The organism is Cyanobium sp. BA20m-14 (assembly GCF_024346295.1).
Map to the genome: position 1 here is coordinate 1 of NZ_JAGQCR010000044.1, position 16,790 is coordinate 16,790.

The window sequence follows — 16,790 nt, forward strand, 5'->3', positions numbered from 1 at the left end:
TAGAGCTTTGTGACGGCCCTGCCCTCGTCTTACCTGGCGTGGCACTCCTTGGCGTCAGGGGCCCATCTGGTTTTGGGGCTCGGGCTGGCGATCTGGACCCTGTTGTTTCTGTTTCGGATCGTGCTCACCTGGTACCCCCAAGTGGATCTGAGCCGAGGGGTGATGCGTTTGATTGGCGGCCCCACCGAGCCCCTGTTGGCTCCCACCCGTCGACTGATCCAACCGATCGGGGGGGTTGATGTGACCCCCGTGGTGTGGGTGGGCCTGCTCAGCCTGGTGCGCGAGTTGTTGGTGGGGCAGCAGGGGCTGATCACCCAGGTGCTGATGCGGGCTGGGGCAGTCGCCTAGGCGCCCGCCTGGGGCAGCATGTCTTGCTCGACAAACTTGGTGTGCACATCGCCGGCCTGGAACTCGGGTCGATCCAGCAACTGCAAGTGGAAATCGATGGTTGTGGGGATCCCGGTGACAGCACATTCCGACAGGGCCCGGCGCAGGCGCCGCAGGGCATGGGGCCGGTCGGTGCCCCACACGATCACCTTGCCGATTAGGGAGTCGTAGAAGGGCGGGATCTCGTAGCCCGTGTAGACATGGCTGTCGACCCGCACCCCAGGGCCGCCGGGGGGCAGCCAGCCGGTGATTTTGCCTGGAGCGGGCCGAAAATTCTGACGGGGATCCTCGGCGTTGATCCGCGCCTCGATGGCGTGGCCGCAGAGCTTTACTTGGTCTTGAGTAATCGAGATGGGTTCGCCGCCGGCGATGCGCAGCTGCTCGGCGATCAGGTCGACGCCGGTAACCATTTCGGTGACCGGATGCTCTACCTGGATCCGGGTGTTCATCTCCATGAAATAGAACTTGCCGTGGCGGTCGACCAGAAATTCCACGGTGCCCGCTCCCTCGTAGTTGATGGTGCGTGCCGCTGCCACGGCGGCCTCACCCATCTGGCGGCGCAGATTTGCATCGATGGCAACGCTCGGTGCCTCCTCCAGCAGCTTCTGGTGGCGCCGCTGGATTGAGCAGTCCCTTTCGCCTAGGTGCACCACGTTGCCGTGGCGATCGGCCAGCACCTGCACTTCCACGTGCCTCGGTCGGTCGATGAATTTCTCCATGTAGAGCCCGGGGTTGCCGAAGGCGGCTTCCGCTTCCCCCTGGGCTGCCTTGAACAGGCTTTCGAGCTGGTCGGGGCCGGGCACCAGCCGCATGCCCCTGCCCCCGCCGCCGGCGGTGGCCTTGATCATCACCGGGTAGCCCATCCCATCGGCGAGGCGGGCGGCGTCGGCAGTGCTGTCGAGCAGCCCTTCGCTGCCGGGGATGGTGGGTACGCCCACCCTCTGCATGGTGGCCTTGGCGGTCGACTTGTCTCCCATCGAACGAATCGCCTCGGGGGATGGCCCCACAAAGGTGATGCCGTGGTCGGCGCAGATCTCGGCAAAGCGGTCGTTTTCCGCCAAAAAGCCGTAGCCGGGGTGGATGGCATCGGCCCCTCGGGAGGTAGCCGCGGCCAGAATGTTGGGAATATGGAGGTAGCTCTTGGAGCTGGGCGCCTCCCCGACGCACACCGCTTCGTCGGCCAGTTGCACGTGCAGGGCGTTTTTATCCACCGTGCTGAACACGGCCACCGTCGGAATGCCCAGCTCCCGGCAGGTGCGCAGGATTCGCAGGGCAATCTCGCCACGGTTGGCGATCAGCAACTTGCCGATGGGCATCCGCGGCGACTCAGCTGATATGGGCCAAGGCGGACTGTATCAGTGCTTCCCAAGCCGGCCGGCACCAACGGGCTAGAGGGAAGAGCGATGGGTATATTGCTCCCTTGGGGCACCCTGCGGTGATCCCAGATCGATGCGGATGTGGTGGAATTGGTAGACACGCACGTTTGAGGGGCGTGTGGCTTCGGCCTTACGAGTTCAAGTCTCGTCATCCGCATTTCTTTTTCATTTCAGCCAGCCGTTGTCTGAACCGAAGCGGGTTCCCAGGGTGACCCCGCCGCCGCCGGTCTCGATAGTGCTGGTCAGCAACGGCCCTGGGGAGCTGTCCACCTGGGTCAGGCCCCTGGCCCAGCGCCTGCAGCGCCGCATCCCCCTGCGCCCCATCGCCGCCGCGGCGGACTGCAGCCTGCAGCTGGTGCTGGTGCCCTGTCCCAATGGCACGGGCCGCGAACACCTGGCTGCGGCGGGGTGGGGCTTGTTTGAGCGCATCGTGCCGGCGCGCCAGTTCTGGTCGCTGCTGCTTTCCCCCGGGAGGTTTGGTCCCTGGGGAAAGCGCGGAGTGGTGGTGTTTCTGGGGGGGGATCAGTTTTGGACGGTGCTGCTGTCGGCGCGTCTGGGCTACCGACACCTCACCTATGCCGAATGGGTGGCGCGCTGGCCGCGCTGGAACGATCGCATTGCGGCCATGGGGCCTAGGGCCGCAGCCCGGCTGTCGCCCCGTTGGGCGCAGCGCTGCACGGTGGTGGGAGATCTGATGGCCGATCTCTCCGAGTCGGCCCGCAGCGAGGCACCGTTGCCCCAAGGGGAGTGGCTGGCCCTGTTGCCGGGCTCCAAGCGGGCCAAGTTGCGGGTGGGAGTGCCGTTTTTGCTGGAGACGGCCGATCGCCTGGCGGCGCTGCGCCCGGGCTGCCGTTTCCTGTTGCCGCTCGCCCCCACCACCAGCATCGATGAGCTGCTTGCCCAGGCGGGTCCCGCCAATCCGATTGCCAGCTCCTACCGATCGGGGCTGCCGCGGCTGCGGGAGCCGGATTTGCTGGTGACGCCGGCCGGCACCCCGATCCAGCTGGTGCGTGAAAATCCTGCCCACGGCGCCCTGAGCCAGTGCGCCCTGGCCCTCACCACCGTGGGCGCCAATACGGCCGAGTTGGCCGCCCTGGGGGTGCCCATGCTGGTGCTGCTGCCCACCCAACACCTGCATGTGATGCAGGCCTGGGATGGGGTGGCCGGGCTGGTGGCGCGGCTGCCGCTGCTGCGCTGGGGGTTTGGCCTGCTGCTCACGGCCTGGCGCCTGCGCCACCGAGGTTTCCTGGCTTCGCCAAACATCGCTGCGGGTCGCTTGCTAGTGCCGGAGCGGGTGGGGGTGATCACGCCCGAGTCGATTGCGGCCGAGGCCGCCGATTGGCTTGGCGCCCCTGAGCGCCTCGCCGGGATGCGGGCTGATCTGCGTGGTTTGAGGGGCCAGCCGGGGGCGGTGGCCAGCCTGGCGGAGCTGGTTCTGGAGCTCCTGCCCCCGGGCCTGGGTTCCTAAGGTTTACGCCAGTGTTTTGTTCCCTCCCATGGCCGACCCAGCCAGCACCCCTATCCCCTCCGACCCCTCTGCCTGCGGCCTGGACAGCGGCCTGGCGCGGGGCACCAGCGAGGAGCAGTGGCGCCAGCAGCTCACGCCGGAGCAATTTCGCATTGCCCGTCAGGGCGGCACCGAGCGGGCCTTCAGCGGTGCCTACTGGAACCACAAGGCCAGCGGGATGTACCACTGCATCTGCTGTGACGCCGAGCTGTTTAGCAGTGCCACCAAATTCGAATCCGGCACTGGTTGGCCCAGCTTCTGGGACGGGGTGAGCGCGGGCGCCATCAGCACCCACACCGACAGCTCCCACGGCATGGTGCGCACGGAGATCCGCTGCGCCAACTGTGACGCCCACCTGGGCCACCTTTTCAACGATGGGCCTGCCCCGACCGGGCAGCGCCACTGCGTCAATTCAGCCTCGCTGGTCTTCCGGCAGCCCTGAAATCAGGCCTGCTTCATTAGCCCTGATTCACCAGGGATCCGCCAGGTCTTCGGCCTCCACATCCACCGGCTCTCGGGCGGGAGTGGGGGCGGGGCGGCGTTGGGGCGCCCGGGGCAGGGGCTCGGCCTGGAGGGGCCGGCGGGGGTTCTCGGGGCGGCGCTCCGGGAACCTGGACTCTTCGAATCTGGATTCCTTGAATCTGGGCTCCTCGAATCTGGGTTCTTCGAATCTGGGTTGCTCGAAAGGCCTCTCGTCGTAGCGGGGTTCGTCTTCGTCGAGGTACCGGCGTTGACGCAGGGGTTCCTGCTGGCGCCGCTCCTCGAGCTCGACGTAGTCGAGTTCTGCCTCTGCTTCCAGGGCCCGGCTGGTGGCTGGCTGGATGCGGCGCTGCTCCTGCACCGCGGGCTGGCCTGCGGCCAACTGGTTTTCAACCGGCACCATGCCTGAGCGGTAGCGCTCCCGCTCCTCCTGTTCCCAGCTGGGCCCGCCAATGCCCAGCTTTTCCAGCAGGCCTGAGCCCAGTTGCTTGAGCTTGTCTTCGGCCCCCTCGTAAACAATGATCCGATCCGGACCACTGCTGACAATCTCCTCAACCCTGAGTTCCCAGGTGCTGAGTACCCCTTCGCCCAGGATCGGCACCCCCAGGGCGCCGATCACCAGGGTGGCCAGCTCACCGGTTTCGATGTCGAAGCTAAAGCCCAGCACCCGGCCCAGCTGGGCGCCCGCCTCGGTGATCACCTGGCAGTTGATCACCTTGCCGTAGCGATCGGGGTTGAAGCCCTCGGCCAGGGAGTCGGCCGAATCCACCAGAATCACATCGCCCACCTGGCGGATCCGATCGAGGGGCATCCAGCGCGGCAGGCCCGGCAGGAAACGGGTCAGGGGGTTGTCGCGCAGGCCCAGCGCCACCACTTCGCGCCGGTCGACATCCACCACCACCTCACCGACAACCCCCAGCCGCCGGCCGGTGTCGCGGGTGATCACCTGGGTGCCCATCAACTCGGAGCGCAACCAGAGGCGATCGCTCGGGGCGGCAGCGGCTGCTCCGAGATCGGTGGAGGGGGGAATGGAGGAGGTCAATGAAAGGGTCGAACCTGGGGCCCAGTCGATCCATTGTGGCCCACCTGGTTCGCTGGGGTAAGGGCGGTCAGGCCGCGGGCGGTAACCCCACCACCTGGGTGTGGGCTCCCCGGGCCTGGGTGACGCCGATGGTGCGGGTGGCAGCTGCGATCATCGGGCGCCGGTGGCTCACCACCATGAACTGGGCCTGGTCGGCCTGGCTGGCGATCAGGGCTGCCAGCCGTTCGACGTTGACCCCGTCAAGGAAGCTGTCCACCTCATCGAGGGCGTAGAAGGGCGAGGGCCGAAAGCGCTGTAGGGCAAACAGGAAACTCAGGGCCGTCAGTGACTTCTCGCCGCCGCTCATCGAGTTGAGGCGGCGCACGGCCTTGCCCTTGGGATGGGCCACCAGGGTGAGGCCCCCATCCAGGGGGGATTCGGGATTTTCCAGCTGCAGGTGACCTTCGCCGTCGGAGAGACCCTCGAAGATCGTGCGGAAGTGGCCGTCCACCGCCGTGAACGCCTCCAGGAAAGCCTCCTGGCGCAGGGTGGCCACGGTTTCGATGCGCAGCAGCAGCTCCTCGCGTTCCTTGCTGAGCACCTCGAGGCGCTCCTCCAGCTCGGCCAGCCGGATTTCCAGCTGCTCCAGCTCTTCGAGCGCCAGCATGTTCACCGGTTCGAGGGCTTCCATGCGGGCCTGGAGGCTGCGCAGTTCTTCCTGCAACGCCTCCAGACCCGCCTCGCGCACCTCCGTTGGGATCTCAGGCCGGGGATCGGGTAACTCCCGCTCCAGTTGCTCGAGGCGCAGTTGGTCGCCGCGCAGCTGCTCGGCCAGGGAGTCGAGCTCTTCAGCCAGGCGTTGCAGCTCCCACTGCTGCTGCTGCAGGGCCTGGCGTTGGGCTGAGAGCTGGGCTTCGGCGGCATCGCGGGCGCGCCGCCGCTCGCCGAAGCGGGTTTGCAGATTCTGCTGCTGGCTTTCCAGGGCGCTGCGCCGCTGCTGGTCGGCCTGCTGCCGCTCCTTCCAGTGGGCCCGGTCTGCCACCAGGGCATTGACGGCCGCCACCAGCCGCTGTTCATCGGTCGCCAGGGCTTGAAGCTGGTTGCTCAACCGCTCGGCCACCAGGGCCCGCTCGCGTCGGGCTGCCAGCAGGCCATCGCGCTGGTTACGGGCCGCGGCCAGGGCGGAGTCGGCCGACTCCAGCTCGCTCTGGAGCCCCTGCCAGCGGGCAGCGTCGCCGGAGGCCTGCACGGCGGTTTCGCTCGCCTCGAGGGCCGTGCGCTGGGCCTGGAGGGGGCTGAGGAGCCCCTCCAGCTCTTGTTGGCGCTGCAGATCGGCCTGCAGGGTGGCCTGCAGTTGCCCCAGGCGGGTGCCCAGCTGCTGCTGGCGTTGCTGCTGGGGGGCCAGGGCGCGCTGGGCGGCGCTGCGCTCGGCCTCCAGGGCCGCCTGACGCTGCTGGTGCTCCAGCAGCTGGGGCCGCAGGCGCTCGAGCTGCTGGCCTAGGTCGACTTCCCTGTGGCGGCAGGCCAGCAGGCTCTCGCCCAGCTCCAGCAACCTTTGGCGATGGGGTTCGGCCTCGTCGCCATCCTGGGCCCGACCGAAGCTGAGTTGGCCGCCCCGCTGCTGCAGGCTGCCGCCGGTCATGGCACCGCTCTTCTCGAGCAGTTCGCCCTCAAGGGTCACCGCCCGGCAGCGGCCCAACTCGCGCCTGGCGTTGGCCAGGTTGTCGAACACCAGGGTGTCACCGAAGACGTAGCGGAACACCTCCGCGTATACCGGCTCATGACGCACCAGGTCGACGGCCCTGCCGACCAGCCCACCACCACCTGCCCCACCCCCTGCCGCACCACCGCGTTGCAGGGCTGCCCCGCCACTGCCACTGGAGCCGCCACCGGCGCCGAAACTGGAGCCGCCCCGAATTTTGTTGAGCGGCAGGAAGGTGAGCCGGCCGGCCCGGCGTTGCTTGAGCAGCTCAATCGCCTGGGCGGCGATGCGGTCGTCGTCGACCACCACCTGGCCGAGGCGCCCGCCGGCCGCCACCTCGAGCGCATAGCGATGGCGCTCCTCCACCTCAGCGAGCTGGGCCACGGGCCCGTGGATGCCGTCGAGGCCCGCCTCCAGCAGCACCCGCAGGGCGCCGGTGCCACGGCTTTCCTGCAGGGTTTCGCGGCGACTGTCGAGCCGGGCGATCTCCCGCTCCAGGGTGGCCTGTTCCTGCTCCAGGCGGCTGCGGGTGCGCTGCTGCAGGGCCAGGGCCTCGGCCAGCTCCTGCACCTGTTGCTGCCTCAGCCTGGTGGCCTCCCCCACCTGCTGCCAGGCGCTTTCGGTGGCCGCCAGCTGCTGCTGGACGCCCTGTTGGCTGATCCCCTCCTGCTGCTCCTCGGCCCCCAGCTCCGCCAGCCGCTCCTGCTGCTGGCGCAGCCGCTCCTGCAGCTGTTGGCGCTCCGCCTCCAGTGGCCCGATCTGCTCGGCCAGCTGCTGGCGGGCCAGGCTGCGTTGCCTCTGTTCCTCCAGCCAGCTGCCGGAGCGGCCCGCCACTTCGCCCAGGCGGCGGCGGGAGAGTTCCACGGCGCCTTCAGCGCTGCGGCAGGCCTGCTCGGCGGCTTCCAGCTCGGCCAGATCGGAGCTGGTCTCGAGGGCCTGCTGCTGCTGGCGCAGGTCGCCCTGGCCGCGGGCCAGTTCCTGCCGCTGGCGTTGCAGCGCTTCGGCTTCGAGCTGGTGTTTTTCCCCCTGGCGGGCCAGTTCGCGGCCACTGGCTTCGAGGCCGGCAAGTTCGGCCTGCACGGCGATCAGCTGGTCTTCGCCGAGGGCCTTGACCTCCGCCTGCAGCTGCTCGAGGGCGGCGGCGGCGGCCCCAAGAGCCTGCTCGCCGGCGGCGATGGCCTCGCGGTCTGTCTGGTGCTGGGCGGTGAGCTCTTCGAGGCGCCGGCTGAGGGCGGCCTGGTTGGCCCGGGCCGCCTCGAAAGCCAGTAGCTGTTCCCGCAGTCGGCCCGTGTGGTGGCGCTGGCGCAGGTCTTGATAGGTGCGGGCCTTGGCGCAGTCGCGCTCGAGTTTCTGGCGGGAGCCCAGCAGTTCCTGCTGGACGATTGCACAGCGCTCCTGGCGCTCCTGCACCTCGTCGAGCTTGGCGCGACTCTGCTCGATTCGGGAATCGAAGAGGGCGACGCCGGCCAGCTCATCGATGATGCCGCGTCGATCTTTGGCGCCCATCGAAACGATGCGGGTCACGTCGCCCTGCATCACCACATTGCTGCCCTCCGGATCCACCCGCAGGCGCCGCAGCTGGCCCTGTAGCTGCTGCAGGTTGCACGGCACCCCGTCGGCGCTGAAGCTGCTGGCGTAGGTGCCGCCGGGGGCCACCCGCAGGCGCCGGCTCACGGTCCACTCGGTCTGGTCGGATCTGATCCAGGGTCCCTCCTCGGGGGGCTCCAGGCCCGCTTCGGCTGGGTCGGGCTGCCACTCGCTGAGGTCAAAGCGCACGTTCACCGAGGTTTCGGCGGCCTTGCCCTCCCGCAGCATGGCGCTGTTGATCAGGTCTGGCAGGCGATCGGCCCGCATGCCGCGGCTGCTGGCCAGGCCCAGGCAGAACAGCACCGCGTCGAGAATGTTGCTCTTGCCAGAGCCGTTGGGGCCGGTCACCACAGTGAAGCCCTCTTCCAGCGGAATCGTGATTGATCCGCCGAACGACTTGAAGTGGGTGAGCCCGACCTGATTGATGTGAACCAACAGGCCCGTGCGCCGAGCAGCAGAAATGTAGCGGAGGGTTTCGAAATCTCAACCCCCTCCTTAGGTTGTGGGTTGAGCTGAGTTGCCTCCCCCTCCGCCATGACCGCCGAAACGCCTCCCCGCAGCGCCAGCCCCGAGGGCTTTCGCGATCGTTTCGAGACCCTGATCCCCTCCATTCAGCGGGAGTGGCCGGCCGTGGCCCGCCAGGCCCTTGAGGCCACCCGGGGCAGCTTCGATGAGGTGGTGGAGGTGATCGCCAGCCAATCCGGTCGAACGGCCACGGTGGTCAAGGAACAGCTGCTCGAGCTGCTGGAGGTGGCCGGCGGCCAGACCAGCCGCCTGGCCGAAAACCTGGCACCGATCGAAGCCCAGCTGGAGAGCTTGCTCGATGAGCTCAATTCCAGCCTGCGGCCTCGGATTGAGAAACCGGTGCGGGAGCGTCCCCTGCTGGCGATCGGCATTGCCACGGGTGTTGGGGTGTTGCTGGGCCTGCTGCTGGCCTCAGGCCGGCGTTCCTCATGACGGATTCGAGCTCACCCGGTGTGGCCCGGGTGGCGGCGGGCCGGGTTGGCGCCCTGCTGACCTCGGTGATGGACCTGCACGTACGCATTGCCCTGCAGGAGGTGGATCGGGAGAAGCGGCGCCTGATCAGCGGTGCCCTGCTGCTCAGCGGCGGGCTGGCCCTGCTGCTGCTGGCCCTGATCGGTGCCGAGCTGGCCCTGCTGCTATGGCTGCACGCGGCCCAGGGGCTGAGCTGGATCCATGCCGCCCTGGTGGTGGCCGCTTTGGACCTGGTGCTGGCCGGGGTGTTTGTGCGCGTCGGCGGCCAGCTGCTCAAGGGGCCCTACCTGCCCCAGACCACCGCTGGTCTGAGCAAAACCACCAGGGCGATCCTGGGCCGCTAAAGGATTAGCGCACCTCGTAGTGGAGCCAGCGGCAGTCAATGCCGCCGTTGCTGATCGGGATGCGGCGGCTGGCCTTCATTTTGAGGGCGCCAGTCAGCTCCGGATTGCCGCTCAGCAGCCACAGGCTCCAGCCGCTGCAGCGCTCCTTCAGCATGCGGCCTAGGTCGGTGTAGAGGGATTCCAGGGCCTCGCCCCCACCGAGTCCCCCACCGAGGCGCTCGCCGTAGGGCGGGTTGCAGACCAGGATCCCTGGCCCCGGCGGCGGCTCAAAGTCGCGGCAGTCGCCCTGGCGCAGATCGAGGGCCTTGGCCACCCCGGCTGCCTTGGCGTTGCTGCGGGCCTGCTCCAGCACCCCGGCGTCCTGCTCCGTGCCCACGATTGGGGCCAGGGCCTTGCCGCAGGGGAGCGTCTCCCGGGCCAGGGCCGCGGCGGCCTCGCGCTCCTGCTGCCAGAGCTGGGGGTTGAAATCGGGCCAGCGCTCGAGGCCGAAGGGGCGCCCCAGCCCCGGCGCCCGGCCCAGGGCCAGGCAGGCGGCTTCGATCAGCAGGGTGCCGGAGCCGCAAAGGGGATCTGCCCGGGGCACCGAGCCATCCAGCCGGTGAGGGCGATCAGGCCAGCGGCGAGGTTTTCCTTGAGCGGGGCCAGGCCCATGGCAGCCCGGTAGCCCCGCTTATGCAGGCTGGCGCCGCTGCCATCGATGCTCAGGGCGGCTGCACCCCCACCGAGGTGCAGGTGCAGGGCCAGGTCGGGATCGTCCAGGTCGACCGAGGAGCGGGCACCCCACTGCTGGCGCTGCAGATCTACCAGGGCATTTTTGACCTGCAGGGCGCTGTAGTGGCTGTGGTTGAGGCCGGGGGCGCTGCCGGTGGCATCGACCCGGAAGCTGGCACCAGGAGGTAGCCAGCGGCCCCAGTCGACGGCGCGCTGCACACCGGCGTAGAGCTCGTCGCGGCTGTGGCAGGGAAAGCTGGCCAGCTCCCGCAGCAGCCGGAAGGGCAGGCGGGCCTGGAGGTGCAGCCGGTAGTAGCCGGCCAGGTTTGTTTGGAAGCGCACGGCCCGGCGTAGGGGTGGGCCGGCCTGACAGCCCAGGGCCGTGAGCTCGGCCGCTGCGGCTTCCTCAAGACCCGGTGGCACCACCGCCACGCCGCTGATTGAGCTGGTGTCTTGGTCGGTGATGCCCACCCCTGCGGTCTGCGGTTGAAGCTGTCACAATGACGGAGTCCGGTTTCGGCCGGACTAGGTGATCCACACCGGTTCTTCGGACAGCGGTTCGATTCCGCTCAGCTCCATTCCCCCTTCCCGGGGCTGCAATGGTTTCGACGGGGTATGAGGAGGGTGACTGAAGCCTGCTCGGTAAGAGCAAATCCGTAACAGCGAATAACATCGTTCGTTTCTCCCGTCAGACCGCCCCCGTGGCCGCCTGACCCTTTAAGGGAGATGGGGTGAGATCAGCCTTATCACCCAAATGATCCATGGGGCCTGGAAGGGCCCTTCACAGCATTAGCGCCGCTTCACAGCGTTAGCGCCGGCGGAAGTTGGCCATCGTGAGCGAGTCGTAGATGCGATCGCCGAGCAGGTTGCGCACCAGCAGCAGGGGCCGGGCCAGATAGCCCACCACGTAACGGCTGCGGGGATTGGCCGCACAGGCCGCAGCTGCGATCGTGCGGCCCACCAGGTTGGGTGGGGAGCTGCGGCGGGCGTCGTAGATGTCAGCAAAGCCCTCCAGCAAAATCTTGGTGAGTTGGCTGTAGGGACCGTTGCCGGAGCGCTCCAGCAGGGGCTCCTGCATCGTTTCGGCAAAGTTGGTGCGGATGATGCCGGGTTGCACCACCACCACTTGAATGCCGAAATCGGCAAGCTCCAGCCGCAGGCAGTCAGACCAACCCTCCAGGGCGTGCTTGGAGGCGTGATACCAGGCCCCCAGCGGCGCATAGATGCGCCCACCCATTGAGGAGACGTTGATGATTCGCCCCGAACGGCGCTGTCGCATAGCCGGCAGCAGGCGCTGGGTGAGGTCCGCCAGGCCGAATAGGTTCACCTCAAACTGGCGGCGAGCCACAGCCAGTGGCGTTTCCTCTACCGAACCGTAGACGCCATAGCCGGCATTATTTACGAGCAGGTCGATGCCGTCGGGGTGGTCCTGGGCGAGGCGCTCCGCAGCTGCCGCAATGCTGGCGGGCTCGGCCAGATCGAGGGCCAGTGGCTGCAGGCCGGCAGGCACCAGGGGGGCCATCGGCTCCTGGCGCCGCGCCGCCCCAACCACCGTGAAGCCGCGCTCGAGCAGGGCCTGCGCCGCCGCCAGGCCAATGCCGGAGGAGGCCCCGGTGACCAGGGCTACGGGCGGGCGGGCTGTATTCGGGTGCACTGCGGGAAGCTGGGGGCAAGAATTCACCGTAGGGCCCGGTCAACTCCTTCAAACCCTGCAGACTTGCACTCGATCAGGCTTTGGCGCTCGCTTTTTCAATCAGAGCCTGATCAACTCTGGTCTAGGCTTGGGGTCGCTGGGAATTCTGAATTAATGGCCAAATTTCAATTTGAATTCACTCCAAAGCAGGATGTTGAGTTCAGGGAGCTTGTGGCCAAGCAGAGAATTGCTGCCATCGCTATCGCCGTGCTTGTTGTTGTCAAGGCTGGGGGCGCCCTCCAGGATGTCTCCTCTGCCAACTGGCAGGAAATTATGTTTGCAGTGGCGTCTTTCTTGGCGGCAATGTACTCCTGCTATTCGTTGTACTTTAGCAGTGTTAGGCTCTACAGGATTACTAATTCGGCTGGCAATGATTTGAGTAATCTGTTCGGCGGCTTGCAGGGGTTGGAGAATTGCTTTGCCGCCTTGGCATTGGCGATATTATTTAGCGTAATTCCTGATTACTTGGTTGGCTAGGGCTGTTTAATCAGTCGGGATTATGGGTCCGTTTTATTCTTGACCGGGTCGTGTTCTCGACCTGATAATTCTATGCTTTCTTCCGGCTTTACGCGACCCGGCTTTGCTGTTGCTGCGCTTTTCGCCTAAGTGATCCTCCAGCTTGCGCTGCAGAATCAGGCCCGAGAGCACAACCGTGATCGCATTGGCAATGATCAGAGGGCCATTGCGCGTGAAAATGCCATAAACCAGCCACAGGGCAATCCCACTGGTAAAAAAGGCATACATGCTTAGGGAGATCCCCCGGGTGTCGCCACTGCTGAGGGTTCTCATTGCCTGGGGAATGAAGCTCAAGGTGGTCAGGGAAGCTGCCGCGTAGCCCAGCAGTTCAATGGCGGATGTTTGTTGGCTCATGGCAACATCCTGCTGGATTGCCAGGGCCCAGCGCTGAAGATCAGGGTGCGGTTGTTGGCTGGCATGGCCACATCGTCAAGGGGCTCCAGGCCCACGGCTAGGGCTTGCTGCTTTAGCTCCAGTGCATCCCGCACCCCCATGGCGGGATCGAGGTTGCGCAGATGGGCATCGAAGCTGAGGTTGCTGGCCGCGGTGTGCACCCCCCCGTCGTGAAAGGGGCCGTAGAGCAGCAGCAGGCCACCGGGCTCCAGCACCTGGCGCACTCCGGCCAGCAGCTGGGGCAGGGCTGCCGCCGGCATGATGTGGCAGGTGTTGGCGCTGAATACGGCGTCGAAGCGGCCGCCAGGCCACTGCCCGGCCGCGGTCACATCGAGGCGGATTGGCGTGGGCAGGTCGGCAGCTGGCGCCAGCTCCTGCCGGGCCAGGCCTGCCAGTTGGCCCTGCAGGGTTGCCAGCCCCTCCTGTTGCTCGCTGGCTTGCCAGGTCAAAGCTGGGATGTTCGCGCCGAAATAGGCGGCGTGTTGGCCGCTGCCGGAGCCAATCTCAAGCACCCGCGCCCGCTCGGGCAGCCAGGCTTGAAGCAGGGCCAGGAGCGGCTGCTTGTTGCGTTCGCAGGCTGGGGAGAGAAACACGCACTTCCGGTTGGGATGGCTGCAGGGCAGCTTTTTAGGGGGTGCTTCCTGGGAAGCCGCTCCAGATCTTTAGTTCTTGGAGGGTCTGGACCCCTTCGCGGCGCTCCTTGCCTGGCTGGTCCCAGGTGGGGTAGGCGCGGATCTGGGCGGCCTGGCAGCGGGCCCGGCCTGGGTCGGTTTTGTCGCACTCCACGTAGGGAAGGGTGTTGCCGGCCTCTTTGCCAAACAGATTTTTCTGCTGGAAGCAGGCTGGACACCACCAGGCGCCATAGAAAATCGCCCCCTTGGCCCGCAGGTGGTCGCTGAGGGCCTTTTGTTCTGGGCTGGAGGGGGCCAGAGGCTCGCCGAGGCTGGGGGTGGTTGAGGCGCCAGGAACGTTGGCTCCTTTGGCGGCACTGGCGGTGGCCGTAAAGCCCAGCAGCACCGTGCTCAGGCCGATCAATAGGGCAGAACGCAGGGAGCCGAACTCGAGCATCGGGGTGCGGGGTGCGGGGTGCGGGTCAGGGCCCGGAGGCTACGGCTGATGGCCGGCTCTGGCCGGGCCGTGTGCGCAAAACCACAGCGGAGTTGTGGGGCGCCGGCGTTCGGCCTTCCGCCCTTCGGCGCGGCGGCTGAACAGCCCCATGGCTGAAACAATGGTCGGAGCGGTGGATAGGGAGGTCGATGGGCGCAAATGGCTACCGCGACTACTTCAAGGTGCTGGGCGTGGAGCGGAGCGCCGATGCGGACGCCATCAAGCGGGCCTTTCGCAAGTTGGCCCGCCAGTACCACCCGGATGTCAATCCAGACGATGCGGGTGCCGAGGCCAAGTTCAAGGAGGTGAGCGAGGCCTACGAGGTGCTCTCCGACCCGGATAAGCGCCGCCGCTACGAACAGTTTGGCCAGTACTGGAGCCAGGCCGGCGGCGGCTCTGGCACGGGCGGGGTGGACGTTGACTTCGGCCGCTACGGCAATTTCGACGATTTCATCAACGACCTGCTGGGACGTTTTGGCGGGCCCGCCTCCGGCGGTGCCCCGGGCGGTTTCGGATTTAGTTCGGGCTTCCCCGGTGGTTTTGCCGGCGGCATGCCTGGAGGTATGCCTGGAGGGGGCCGCGCCCCTGCGGTGAATCTCGATGCTGAGGCCAGCATCAGCCTCTCCTTTGCCGACGCCTTCCGCGGCTCCGAGCGCACCCTGGCCGTCAACGACGAGCGGGTGCAGGTGCGCATCCCCCCGGGGGTGAAGCACGGCAGCCGGCTGCGGCTTAAGGGCAAGGGCAATCTGCAGCCCGGCACCGGCCGCCGCGGCGACCTCTACCTCAACCTGCAGCTCCAGGAGCATCCAGTGTGGAAGCTCGACGGCGACCAGCTGCGGGCTGAGCTGCCCCTCAGCCTCGATGAGCTGGCCCTCGGCGGCGAGGTGCGGGTGGCCACCCCCGACGGAGAGGCCTCCGTCCAGGTGCCCCCCGGCATGACCCTGGGTCGCAGCCTGCGGCTCAAGGGCAAGGGTTGGCCGCTCAAGGACGGCCGCGGCGACCTGTTGCTCACCCCGGTGCTCAAGTTGCCAGGCCAGCTCAGTGCCGAGGAACGGCAGTTGCTGGAGCAGCTGCGCGCCGCCCGCAGTGCCGATCCCCGGGCGGGTTGGATTCAGGCCGCCCGTCTCTAGGATCCACCCTAGAGAGATTGGCCCCATGGAGCTCACCTACCGCCCCCGCAGGCTGCGCCGTACCCCGGCCCTGCGGGCGATGGTGCGGGAGCACCAGCTCAGCGCCGCCGACTTCATCTATCCGCTCTTTGTGCATGAGGGCGCCAGCAACGAGCCGATCGGGGCCATGCCAGGGGCCATGCGCTGGAGCCTGGAGGGGCTGGTGGAGGAGGTGGGCCGCGCCTGGGAGCTGGGCATCCGCTGCGTGGTGCTGTTCCCCAAGGTGGCCGATGGCCTCAAAACGGAGGACGGGGCCGAGTGCTTCAACGAGCATGGCCTGATCCCCCGAGCCATTCGCCGGCTCAAGGAGGTGCATCCGGGCATGGCGATCATGACCGACGTGGCCCTGGATCCCTATTCCTGCGATGGCCACGACGGCATCGTCAGCGATGGGGGGGTGGTGCTCAATGACGAGACGGTGGCGGTGCTCTGCAAGCAGGCCGTGGCCCAGGCCCGGGCCGGTGCCGACCTGATCGGCCCCAGCGACATGATGGACGGCCGGGTTGGGGCCATCCGCGAGGCCCTCGATGAGGAGGGTTTTGAGCACATCGGCATCATCAGCTATACCGCCAAATACGCCTCCGCCTATTACGGCCCCTTCCGTGAAGCCCTGGATTCCGCTCCTAGGGCAGCCGCCGGCAAGCCCATCCCTGGCGATAAATCCACCTACCAGATGGATCCGGCCAATGGCCGTGAAGCCCTCACCGAGGCCCAGCTCGATGAACAGGAGGGCGCTGACATCATCATGGTGAAGCCAGGCCTGGCCTACCTCGACATCATTTACCGGCTGCGGGGTGAAACCGAGCTTCCCATTGCCGCATACAACGTCAGCGGTGAATACGCCATGGTCAAGGCGGCGGCAGAGAGGGGCTGGATCGACGAGCGAGCGGTGGTGCTGGAAACCCTGCTCTGCTTCAAACGGGCCGGCGCCGATTTAATCCTCACCTATCACGCCTGCGAGGCGGCCCAGTGGCTCAGGCAGGGTTAATTCCCTCAGCATGATGCCGCCAGTGTGAGGTAAGAGAGCAGTGTGGTTCACCAGGCAGTTACTCCGCGGCGCCTTGGGTTCTTGTGGCCTGTTTCTGCTCTCGCCGCAGCCGCTCTTCGCTCAGGGGACACCTGAGGCGCTCAGGCCTTTGCTGCGCAGCTTCGAGGCCTATGACCGCGATCTGGAGCGGTTGGATCGGGTGCTGCCGCCGGCCGATTCAGGCCGGTCGGCGGCACCGCTGCCCTCCCTGCCGGCGCCGACCGCTGCCGCCCTGCCGCAGGAGCCCGCCGATGTGGCCATCACGCGCCGGCTGAAGGTGGATCTGCAACAGGCCATTGACCTGGCTGTGCAGAACGATCCGCTGCTGCAGCAGCAGATCGCCGGGGTGGAGGAGCAGCAGGGCTGGCTGCGCTCGGTGCGAGGGCGTTTCACTCCGGTCGTTGGCCTTGATCTCGGCGTTGTCTACAACCAGGAGGCTGGCGGCAACAAGGCCTGGAAAGGCAATGGAGACGTTTCCGGTTACGGGCCCAACTCCCCCTTCTATGTCCCCACTGGCGGGACGAACAGCTATCAGACCAACATCGGAGCGGGCTTTGCCGGCCTATACCTGGTCTATGAGCTGCTGAGCTTCGAGCGCAGTGCTGCCCTGGCGGAAGTCACGGCTGATCTGGAGGTATCGCGTCAGCGTTACGCCGATCGACTGCGCCAGCTGCAGCTCGATGTGAGTGAGGCGTACTACCGCCAGCAGCTCGCCGATCAGCTGCGGCGCATCCGCCAGGTGGTGGTCGATAACGACCAGGTGATTCTGGATCA

The 16,790-nt window shown here is 67.0% G+C and carries 16 protein-coding genes, 1 tRNA gene and 1 pseudogene; 10 read left to right on the forward strand and 8 right to left on the reverse strand.

Translation table 11 applies throughout. The features are described from left to right. Positions 1–9 precede the first annotated feature (9 nt). On the forward strand, positions 10–348 hold the full coding sequence (locus tag KBZ07_RS06080; protein WP_254930775.1) for a YggT family protein: 339 nt from the start codon (positions 10–12) through the stop codon (positions 346–348). Here KBZ07_RS06080 and accC read toward each other — a convergent pair. Further along, positions 345–1,703 carry an acetyl-CoA carboxylase biotin carboxylase subunit gene (accC, locus tag KBZ07_RS06085; RefSeq protein WP_254930776.1) on the reverse strand — a complete coding sequence of 453 codons (1,359 nt, stop codon included), beginning with the start codon at positions 1,701–1,703 and terminating at the stop codon, positions 345–347. The two genes, KBZ07_RS06080 and accC, sit on opposite strands and share 4 nt — an antisense overlap. Positions 1,704–1,838: 135 nt before the next feature. On the opposite strand from accC, the gene KBZ07_RS06090 reads away from it, so the two are divergent. The 3 genes from KBZ07_RS06090 to msrB all read left to right on the forward strand — a co-directional run bounded on the left by KBZ07_RS06090 (position 1,839) and on the right by msrB (position 3,712). Further along, positions 1,839–1,920: transfer RNA gene (locus tag KBZ07_RS06090), tRNA-Leu, on the forward strand. 24 nt (positions 1,921–1,944) lie between these two features. Next, positions 1,945–3,231: a glycosyl transferase gene (locus tag KBZ07_RS06095; protein WP_254930777.1), complete on the forward strand. Its 1,287-nt coding sequence runs from the start codon at positions 1,945–1,947 to the stop codon at positions 3,229–3,231. 28 nt (positions 3,232–3,259) lie between these two features. Then, complete coding sequence (gene msrB, locus KBZ07_RS06100; protein ID WP_254930778.1) at positions 3,260–3,712, forward strand: peptide-methionine (R)-S-oxide reductase MsrB; 453 nt, start codon at positions 3,260–3,262, stop codon at positions 3,710–3,712. A gap of 27 nt (positions 3,713–3,739) precedes the next feature. Here the strand turns inward: msrB and KBZ07_RS06105 are convergent, their stop codons facing one another. Both KBZ07_RS06105 and smc read right to left on the reverse strand, forming a co-directional pair. Continuing rightward, entirely contained in the window at positions 3,740–4,792 is a 1,053-nt protein-coding gene (locus KBZ07_RS06105; RefSeq protein WP_254930779.1) for a PRC-barrel domain-containing protein, read from the reverse strand. A gap of 67 nt (positions 4,793–4,859) precedes the next feature. Continuing rightward, entirely contained in the window at positions 4,860–8,495 is a 3,636-nt protein-coding gene (gene smc, locus KBZ07_RS06110) for a chromosome segregation protein SMC (protein ID WP_254930780.1), read from the reverse strand. 99 nt (positions 8,496–8,594) lie between these two features. On the opposite strand from smc, the gene KBZ07_RS06115 reads away from it, so the two are divergent. Beyond that, positions 8,595–9,017 (forward strand): glycine zipper domain-containing protein, encoded by a 423-nt coding sequence (locus KBZ07_RS06115; RefSeq protein WP_254930781.1) that lies wholly within the window; start codon positions 8,595–8,597, stop codon positions 9,015–9,017. Further along, positions 9,014–9,400 carry a phage holin family protein gene (locus KBZ07_RS06120; RefSeq protein WP_254930782.1) on the forward strand — a complete coding sequence of 129 codons (387 nt, stop codon included), beginning with the start codon at positions 9,014–9,016 and terminating at the stop codon, positions 9,398–9,400. The genes KBZ07_RS06115 and KBZ07_RS06120 overlap by 4 nt, the downstream gene beginning before the upstream one ends. A 4-nt stretch (positions 9,401–9,404) precedes the next feature. Here the strand turns inward: KBZ07_RS06120 and KBZ07_RS06125 are convergent. Both KBZ07_RS06125 and KBZ07_RS06135 read right to left on the reverse strand, forming a co-directional pair. Then, a pseudogene (locus KBZ07_RS06125) lies at positions 9,405–10,582 on the reverse strand (class I SAM-dependent RNA methyltransferase). A 337-nt stretch (positions 10,583–10,919) separates the two neighbouring features. Then, positions 10,920–11,765: an oxidoreductase gene (locus KBZ07_RS06135; protein WP_254930783.1), complete on the reverse strand. Its 846-nt coding sequence runs from the start codon at positions 11,763–11,765 to the stop codon at positions 10,920–10,922. A gap of 153 nt (positions 11,766–11,918) precedes the next feature. On the opposite strand from KBZ07_RS06135, the gene KBZ07_RS06140 reads away from it, so the two are divergent. Then, entirely contained in the window at positions 11,919–12,281 is a 363-nt protein-coding gene (locus KBZ07_RS06140) for a hypothetical protein (RefSeq protein ID WP_254930784.1), read from the forward strand. 33 nt (positions 12,282–12,314) lie between these two features. On the opposite strand, the gene KBZ07_RS06145 is transcribed toward KBZ07_RS06140, so the two are convergent. The 3 genes from KBZ07_RS06145 to KBZ07_RS06155 are packed head-to-tail and all read right to left on the reverse strand — an operon-like array spanning position 12,315 to position 13,781. After that, on the reverse strand, positions 12,315–12,674 hold the full coding sequence (locus KBZ07_RS06145; protein WP_254930785.1) for a SemiSWEET transporter: 360 nt from the start codon (positions 12,672–12,674) through the stop codon (positions 12,315–12,317). Further along, a complete protein-coding gene (locus KBZ07_RS06150) occupies positions 12,671–13,306 on the reverse strand; it encodes a DUF938 domain-containing protein (protein WP_254930786.1) in 636 nt (211 codons plus the stop codon). The genes KBZ07_RS06145 and KBZ07_RS06150 overlap by 4 nt, the downstream gene beginning before the upstream one ends. Positions 13,307–13,340: 34 nt before the next feature. Then, positions 13,341–13,781, reverse strand: a complete 441-nt coding sequence (locus tag KBZ07_RS06155) for a hypothetical protein (protein ID WP_254930787.1) — start codon at positions 13,779–13,781, stop codon at positions 13,341–13,343. 188 nt (positions 13,782–13,969) lie between these two features. Here KBZ07_RS06155 and KBZ07_RS06160 point away from each other — a divergent pair, with 188 nt between their 5' ends. The 3 genes from KBZ07_RS06160 to KBZ07_RS06170 form a co-directional block, all read left to right on the forward strand. Beyond that, complete coding sequence (locus tag KBZ07_RS06160; RefSeq protein WP_254930788.1) at positions 13,970–14,950, forward strand: DnaJ C-terminal domain-containing protein; 981 nt, start codon at positions 13,970–13,972, stop codon at positions 14,948–14,950. Positions 14,951–14,975: 25 nt separating this feature from the next. Next, entirely contained in the window at positions 14,976–15,977 is a 1,002-nt protein-coding gene (hemB, locus tag KBZ07_RS06165; RefSeq protein WP_254930789.1) for a porphobilinogen synthase, read from the forward strand. Positions 15,978–16,050: 73 nt separating this feature from the next. Next, a partial coding sequence (locus KBZ07_RS06170) for a TolC family protein (protein ID WP_254930790.1) occupies positions 16,051–16,790 on the forward strand: 740 nt, incomplete at its 3' end.

Bases quoted from the DNA above. Each gene is read 5' to 3' on its own strand.
- KBZ07_RS06145 (WP_254930785.1), bottom strand. From the start codon at position 12,674: ATGAGCCAACAAACATCCGCCATTGAACTGCTGGGCTACGCGGCAGCT.
- KBZ07_RS06155 (WP_254930787.1), bottom strand. From the start codon at position 13,781: ATGCTCGAGTTCGGCTCCCTGCGTTCTGCCCTATTGATCGGCCTGAGC.
- hemB (WP_254930789.1), top strand. From the start codon at position 14,976: ATGGAGCTCACCTACCGCCCCCGCAGGCTGCGCCGTACCCCGGCCCTG.
- KBZ07_RS06115 (WP_254930781.1), top strand. From the start codon at position 8,595: ATGACCGCCGAAACGCCTCCCCGCAGCGCCAGCCCCGAGGGCTTTCGC.
- accC (WP_254930776.1), bottom strand. From the start codon at position 1,703: ATGCCCATCGGCAAGTTGCTGATCGCCAACCGTGGCGAGATTGCCCTG.
- msrB (WP_254930778.1), top strand. From the start codon at position 3,260: ATGGCCGACCCAGCCAGCACCCCTATCCCCTCCGACCCCTCTGCCTGC.
- KBZ07_RS06120 (WP_254930782.1), top strand. From the start codon at position 9,014: ATGACGGATTCGAGCTCACCCGGTGTGGCCCGGGTGGCGGCGGGCCGG.
- KBZ07_RS06160 (WP_254930788.1), top strand. From the start codon at position 13,970: ATGGGCGCAAATGGCTACCGCGACTACTTCAAGGTGCTGGGCGTGGAG.
- KBZ07_RS06140 (WP_254930784.1), top strand. From the start codon at position 11,919: ATGGCCAAATTTCAATTTGAATTCACTCCAAAGCAGGATGTTGAGTTC.